Here is a 6,419-nt window from a genome sequence, read left to right as displayed (position 1 = left end):
CATTGGTTCTTGTACTTTCTGATTTAAATTATGTACTTTCGGGTAAGATATGTTTTGGATGAAAAAAACGCTTATAAGAGGGGCGATAAAAGAACATGCACATAATATGCATGAGTTTCTCGTCTGCTTGAGTGGGGGCTTATTAATTGAAGATAGTCTAGCAACATATACACTAAAACAAGGAAGCGCGATCTTTATTCCTTGTAATATGGTGCATAAAATTACCATTTTTGATGGCGAGTCAGCATGTAGCGAAGTACTGCTTGCTTGTATCAAACCCGCCACACTCGACTTAATGCGTTCGCCATGCAATAACGACTTTATAGAAAAACTAAAGCAAGAAACGACACTGTCTCATTCCAATAATGATCAGGGCGACAATCTAGAAAGATGCATTCAAGAAGTTGATGCACTCTCGATGTCACCTTCTCTTTTGAACCAATCATTTGCGGAAAACTGCTTTATAAAAATGCTGCTTCTACATATGGAGAGGCTGCATCAAGACACAGCTCTTTCTAAAATCAGTTTCGATCATATTGATCACATTACTGCATGGGTCAGACGGCATTATGTCGAAGATATCAATTTAGATGATTTGAGCAAGAGGTTTTCAGTATCTCGGAGCCAGCTTACACGAAAATTCAAGCAGAAGTATGGGTTCAGTCTAATTGAGTTTGTTCTGCAACTGCGTTTCGATGATGCTGCAAAGCAACTCGCGTTTTCTAAAAAGGACATTACTCGCATTGCCCTAGACATAGGATTCAATAATCTCAGTCACTTTCACAGGCAGTTTAAAAAACGTTTTGGCATGACGCCGCTTTCTTTTCGTAATATGACCGCTCAATCGAGTTAGACAATTGCTTAGCCAAGTATTTATAACAAAACAGAGTTTCATCACATGGTCTAGACTGTTCGTTCTAAACTCTAATAATGTTGCCAGTTAGTTTTATTTTCGCTTATGTCTACAAATCTTTATACATTCGATCGGGGTTTTATCTTCATCGTGACATGGCTGTCATTTAATATCTGTCAGGCTGCTGGAATTGTCGATATAACGCTTCAAGATCAAAATGGCCAAGCACTTGTCGATGGTGTCGTTTATTTTCAAGTCGAATCTGAATATGCTTCCTTGTCTGGCAATAAGCGTATTCCATCGAACTTGATAATGGATCAGAAAAATAGGCAATTCGCCCCTCATGTATTGATTGCTCAGGTCGGTGATTTAGTGAGCTTTCCGAATAGCGACAATATTAGACATCATGTTTATTCGTTTTCAGAGCCAAAGCGCTTTGAAATAAAGCTTTACGCCGACAAGCCGGAATCTCCTATCAAGTTTGAAACGCCAGGCGTCGTGGCACTAGGGTGCAATATACACGATTCAATGCTTGGGTATATTTTGGTTATAGATACACCTTATGCAAGCAAAACAGACAGTAAAGGTCGAGCGAGTTTGGCTGTGCCGGAAAAAGTGCCATCAGAGTTTTTTGTATGGCACCCTCTGTTAAAAAACACTGCAAAGCCTCTTAAGGTGTCTGAGTTTGATGTGAATTCTCCACAAACCGTAGTCATTGAGATCAAATCAACGAAAAATACTAAGTTTAATAAGAAGCGCTGGCGCTGACGACCAAGTGAGATAGAAGAATGAATTATGCTCCGAAATTCTGTATTGCATTAGTAATTTTGATCTTGTTTTTTACAAGCTCTGTTAATGCAGCGGGTAGTAAGTTATTGGGTACTTCGGGTGTTACCTCTATCGAAGGTAGTGCAGGAGGAGGTTTAATTCCTTGGGCGCCGTTAGGGGGGTACGCTACTAGAGACGAGCTAGGTTTCAGCATAGTCGCAAGTGAAGTGGACGTTGATGATTATAATATGAGCGTGCACGGAGCTTTGATTAATTTTCGAGACCGTATCGAATTCAGCTTCGCTCATCAGGACTTTTATGTTGATGCATTATCGCAATCGGTGAGACAAAATATTATTGGTCTGAAGGTTCGACTTTTTGGCGATTTGGTTTATGACACATTACCGGTAATCAGTATCGGTACACAGCAAAAAAGACTCATTGATGCGGGTGTGATCAATCTTGTTGGCGCTAAAGATAGCAGCGGAACTGATTTCTATCTAAGTGCTGCAAAAGCGTGGATCGACGGATTGTTTCATCATACTAGCTTTGTGAATGCGAATATTCGCTACAGTAATGCAAATGAACTCGGTTTGCTCGGTTACGGCGGCGATAATGCAAGGTCTAAGTTTTTATTCGAAACAGCGCTGGGCGTTTTCGTCGGTAACAACGTTGCTTTGGGTGTTGAGTTTAGGTTCAATCGATCGCAGATGAGCAAATTTCTAAACTAGTTCTCGAGTATGAGCATCGTTTACAAAGCTTTGAGGATCAGCTCAGCCAGAAAAGTTCAGACATTGATGATAACCGAAAAGCGCTGGCGCTTACGCAAGAGGTTCAATCTCTTTGGCTCAGGGCGGGACAAGATACAAGCCCCAGCAATCGAATCTCAAGTTATGATGACATTTTGAAGATCAAGCCCGATGACTGTGAAGCTTTGACCTACAAGGCGGATGCGGTATTAGAAATCAATGAGCCACAATGGGCCGCAAACCTATGCCAGCAAGCTTTAGAGCTTGATCCTGACAATGGACATGCATTTTATCAGCTTGCCTGTGCTTATACGGCACTGCAGCAATATGAGGAGGCGCTTTCCTATTTATCTAACGCAATTGCTAAAAGTGATAGCTATCGAGATGAGGCTACTAAGGATGACGCTTTAAAAGCGTTGCGTACGCACCCTTCGTTTGAGGAAATGATAAAAAATACACTAGAAGATCTATGACAGCCGGTATTCTGAGCCTTAGAGCAAATAGCTTCCTGTTAGTTGTAGCAATGCTGCTGGGTTCAACATTTTGTGCGTCTGCGCCAAAATATTCAACGCTGGATATATATCAGTTGAGTAGAGAAGTGTCCGCGCAAACTGGCTATACCATTATTTTTAGTCCGCGAGTTAGAAGTCAAACAAAAGTTTCGATGTTGCTCAGCAAGAAAATTAATCCAGAGAGCCTTTATAGTATTTTTTTATCAGTGCTTAACGTTCACGGGTATGCTGCTATTCGTGATGCAAATCTGATCAAAATTGTACGAGAAAGGAAGGCTCGGTATATGTATTCCAGTGACTAAAACCCAAACCACATACTTTACCTATTTGTCGTTCCGTGAACCGTTAAGGTGAGGTGTTTCTAAGCAGTTTTATCTTTTGAAACTATTATTTGCGTATACTTAACAATACAGAAATGGTGAATTTATATTCAAATATGGTTTGACTTTGTTTTGCATTAATAAAACCAATACTTGAGCAGCACGCCTTGTGGTGTATCTCGCCATTGCCGTGTGACAAGGAAGCCTTGTATCGAATCACTCATGTAAGAGGCTTAATGAACCAAGTCATTCAGTCGGCGTTCTGTGATGATCAGGGAGATCATTTTCTTCATTTTGTCTCTAACAATCTCGGCTTCTTTATGGAGTTGCTGATTGCGCTGCTCCTTATTGTCGCTCAGTGTTTTCAAGCTTAGGCTTGGCTGGTACCGTGCAAAGCTCATATACAGCTTGGGAATCTTCTTTTTGACCGGCTTGGGAATACTAAGTGTTCTTGAATGCTTAATCGTCTCGTGCATATGTTGAGGAAGCCACTTGAATAGAGGCTCTAAGCGTCGGTCTAACTTAATTGGCATGGCCCAGCGATCAGAGCCGTGATGGACGGCGATTAAAACCGGGCACTGGTTAACGAGTGCCAGCTCAATAAAGCGAGGGCTGAGAAAAGGAAGCACCGCAACGCCGTCGCCAAAATTACACAGCTCGCCCTCGGGCATAATAACGCAATCAGTAAAGCCTTCTTCTTGTAATAATACACAGGCTTCATCAAAACCTACTCCGTGGTTAATCTGCGTGAGAAAGCTAAGTAATTGTTTCGCGATGGGCAGCTCGTAAAACTTTCGCCAGGTGATACCGAAGGGCGAACGCTTCTCTCCACCATGCTTTTGCATGGAATCTGCCAGGCCAACCAAACCTGCCAGCGCACCCATCATCGGCCCATGATTTAGCGCGATAATTAAACGCGGCTCCTGAGCCAGAATCGTATCAAGGTCTTCAGAGGACTTCGCTATTACGACATCTTTGATATAAAGCGTTTTGAGTAAGCGTTTAACGAAGTGGAAATCTTTGACGGTTCTCATAGAGTGCTTCGGTTTTGGTTTAGAGCTTCTATTCTAACCTCAATTGGGAAAAGGGTTGAGAAAATTTTCGCTCTCTCTTTTATAACCAATAGGAGGTAAGTCATTACCTACTCTTATCAGCCTAAGCTTGCCAATAATTGATCTAAGTCAAACGAGATTGATTCCTATTAAGCTTCAATGGTATTCATTAAGTTCTATTGATAGCCTTTAGATACGAATCATTCCTATTATTGTTTGTGAGGTGAATCTTGATGACGCAAAGCTTAAGTATGGATCGATTATCAGAAGGTCAGAACGCAACCATTACACAGATCAGTGGCGGTAAAAGCCTTGCCAGAAAAATGATAGGGCTTGGTTTGCGTGTGGGTGGTGAGGTCTGCTTGCTCCAACGTCGCCGACACGGTTTGGTTCTCGCAAATCGTGGAACGAGAATCGCCTTGGGCGATAGTATTGCCCGTCATCTTAAAGTTTCTCCTTGCTAGCAGCTTCAGAGGCCTAAGCCTATGTTAACCATCGCTCTGGGTGGCAACCCTAATTGTGGTAAGTCAGCCCTTTTTAATCAATTTACAGGAATTAGACAAACCACAGGTAATTGGCCTGGCGTAACGGTTGAGCGCAAAGCAGGGCGAACAAAGTTGCTAGGAGACGAGGCAAACGTTGTCGACTTGCCAGGTATTTACTCGCTGGATGCATCGTCTCTGGATGAAAAAGTTACCCGGGACTATCTTCTCTCTGCCGACGCTGACCTGATCGTTAATGTGGTTGATGCCTCGAATCTTGAGCGTAACCTCTATTTCACTGTGCAATTACGAGAAATGGGCGTTCCAGTGGTCGTGGCGCTGAATATGATGGATGTTGCCCGCAAGCGTGGCATTAGTCTCGATGTTGAACGCTTAAGCGAAGCCTTATGTTGCCCGGTGGTGCCTATCGTCGCCGTGACAGGGGAAGGCTTGAAAGGTTTGGCTAGCGCGATCAAGTACGAGTTAAGTTCCAGCGAGCAGAGCTCAATCGAGCTGGTACATGAAGACTTGGTTGAGCAGGCAATCCTATCCGTTTCCGGCTATCTACCAGCTACTGTTAAAGCAAACGAACAACGCTGGGTCGCGACTAAGCTTTTGGAAAATGATAGCGCTGTATTGGGCGCAATTGAATCGGCTGGTCAAAAAGAGCTGCTATCAAGGGTTTCCCATTGGCAGAGCAAGATTGAAGAAAGAACCGGGGAAGACGTCGACATACATATTGCTGATGGGCGCTTTAATCATGCACATTGCTTATCGCAAGAGGTAATAAAGGAAGCTGGTGTCGTGGGCAAGAATCTATCTGATAAGATAGACCATATTGTACTCGGGAAGCGCTTGGGAATCGGTATATTCTTACTGGTTATGTATGCGATGTTTACCTTTACGATCAACGTTGGCGGTGCCTTTATTGACCTCTTCGATATGGGCGTGGGTGCAATTTTTGTTGATGGCACTGCGCATCTGATGGGGCTGCTTGGCTTGCCTGAATGGAGCAAGGTGTTTTTGGCAGATGGTATTGGAGGGGGCATTCAGGTTGTCTCTACCTTTATTCCTATTATTGTTTGCTTGTATTTGTTTTTATCCGCACTTGAGGATAGCGGCTATATGGCACGCGCAGCCTTTGTGATGGATAGAGCTATGCGTAAGATTGGTCTGCCAGGTAAAGCCTTTGTACCGATGATCGTTGGTTTTGGTTGTAATGTTCCCGCTGTCATGGCGACGCGAACCCTCGAAAACCAGCGAGAAAGAAAGCTTACTATTTTGATGAATCCTTTTATGTCATGTGGTGCGCGTCTACCTGTATACGTATTGTTTGCGGCGGCCTTCTTTCCTGACAATGGTCAAAATCTAGTGTTTATTCTTTATTTGGCAGGTATTGCTGTTGCTGTTCTAACGGGTTTAATTATGCGTAAAACCCTTCTTCAGGGCGAAAGCAGCGGTTTTATGATGGAGCTGCCTCCTTATCACTTGCCCACCTTAAAAGCCGTATTATTAAGAACCTGGGATAGAGTAAAGCTTTTCATCCGCGATGCCGGGAAGGTGATTGTTCTGATGGTGCTGGCGCTAAATGTGCTCAACTCGATTGGCACGGACGGCTCTTTCGGGAATGAAGATTCTGAAGACTCGGTCTTAAGCGAAGTGAGCAAAACGCTTACGCCGATG

At 43.4% G+C, this 6,419-nt stretch carries 9 protein-coding genes; 7 read left to right on the top strand and 2 right to left on the bottom strand.

Translation table 11 applies throughout. The features are described 5' to 3' along the window. Positions 1–58: 58 nt before the first annotated feature. From A3761_RS18935 to A3761_RS18915, 5 genes are all read left to right on the top strand, one after another. Entirely contained in the window at positions 59–853 is a 795-nt protein-coding gene (locus A3761_RS18935) for an AraC family transcriptional regulator (RefSeq protein ID WP_068552843.1), read from the top strand. Positions 854–1,003: 150 nt separating this feature from the next. Beyond that, the gene (locus tag A3761_RS18930) at positions 1,004–1,621 is read left to right on the top strand and encodes a methylamine utilization protein (protein ID WP_082865046.1); all 618 of its coding nucleotides are present in this window, start codon (positions 1,004–1,006) and stop codon (positions 1,619–1,621) included. A gap of 20 nt (positions 1,622–1,641) precedes the next feature. Then, positions 1,642–2,352, top strand: coding sequence for a DUF3034 family protein (locus A3761_RS18925; protein ID WP_068507687.1), 711 nt, complete (start codon positions 1,642–1,644; stop codon positions 2,350–2,352). A gap of 173 nt (positions 2,353–2,525) precedes the next feature. Next, positions 2,526–2,843 carry a tetratricopeptide repeat protein gene (locus A3761_RS27940; RefSeq protein ID WP_068507689.1) on the top strand — a complete coding sequence of 106 codons (318 nt, stop codon included), beginning with the start codon at positions 2,526–2,528 and terminating at the stop codon, positions 2,841–2,843. After that, entirely contained in the window at positions 2,840–3,184 is a 345-nt protein-coding gene (locus A3761_RS18915) for a hypothetical protein (protein WP_068507691.1), read from the top strand. The genes A3761_RS27940 and A3761_RS18915 overlap by 4 nt, the downstream gene beginning before the upstream one ends. A gap of 155 nt (positions 3,185–3,339) precedes the next feature. On the opposite strand, the gene A3761_RS29065 is transcribed toward A3761_RS18915, so the two are convergent. After that, positions 3,340–3,426, bottom strand: a complete 87-nt coding sequence (locus tag A3761_RS29065; RefSeq protein ID WP_368664562.1) for a hypothetical protein — start codon at positions 3,424–3,426, stop codon at positions 3,340–3,342. A 9-nt stretch (positions 3,427–3,435) separates the two neighbouring features. Then, the gene (locus A3761_RS18910) at positions 3,436–4,236 is read right to left on the bottom strand and encodes a hypothetical protein (RefSeq protein ID WP_068552838.1); all 801 of its coding nucleotides are present in this window, start codon (positions 4,234–4,236) and stop codon (positions 3,436–3,438) included. A gap of 251 nt (positions 4,237–4,487) precedes the next feature. Between A3761_RS18910 and A3761_RS18905 the strand changes: the two genes are divergently transcribed. Both A3761_RS18905 and feoB read left to right on the top strand, forming a co-directional pair. Further along, positions 4,488–4,718, top strand: coding sequence for a FeoA family protein (locus A3761_RS18905; RefSeq protein WP_068552836.1), 231 nt, complete (start codon positions 4,488–4,490; stop codon positions 4,716–4,718). Between the two features lie 21 nt (positions 4,719–4,739). Beyond that, positions 4,740–6,419: ferrous iron transport protein B (gene feoB / locus A3761_RS18900; protein ID WP_068750688.1), on the top strand; the 1,680-nt coding region annotated here is incomplete at its 3' end.

It is taken from the genome of Oleiphilus sp. HI0123 (assembly GCF_001635315.1).
Note: the sequence above shows the minus strand (reverse complement) of the source record. Positions and strands in the feature narration are given on the sequence as shown.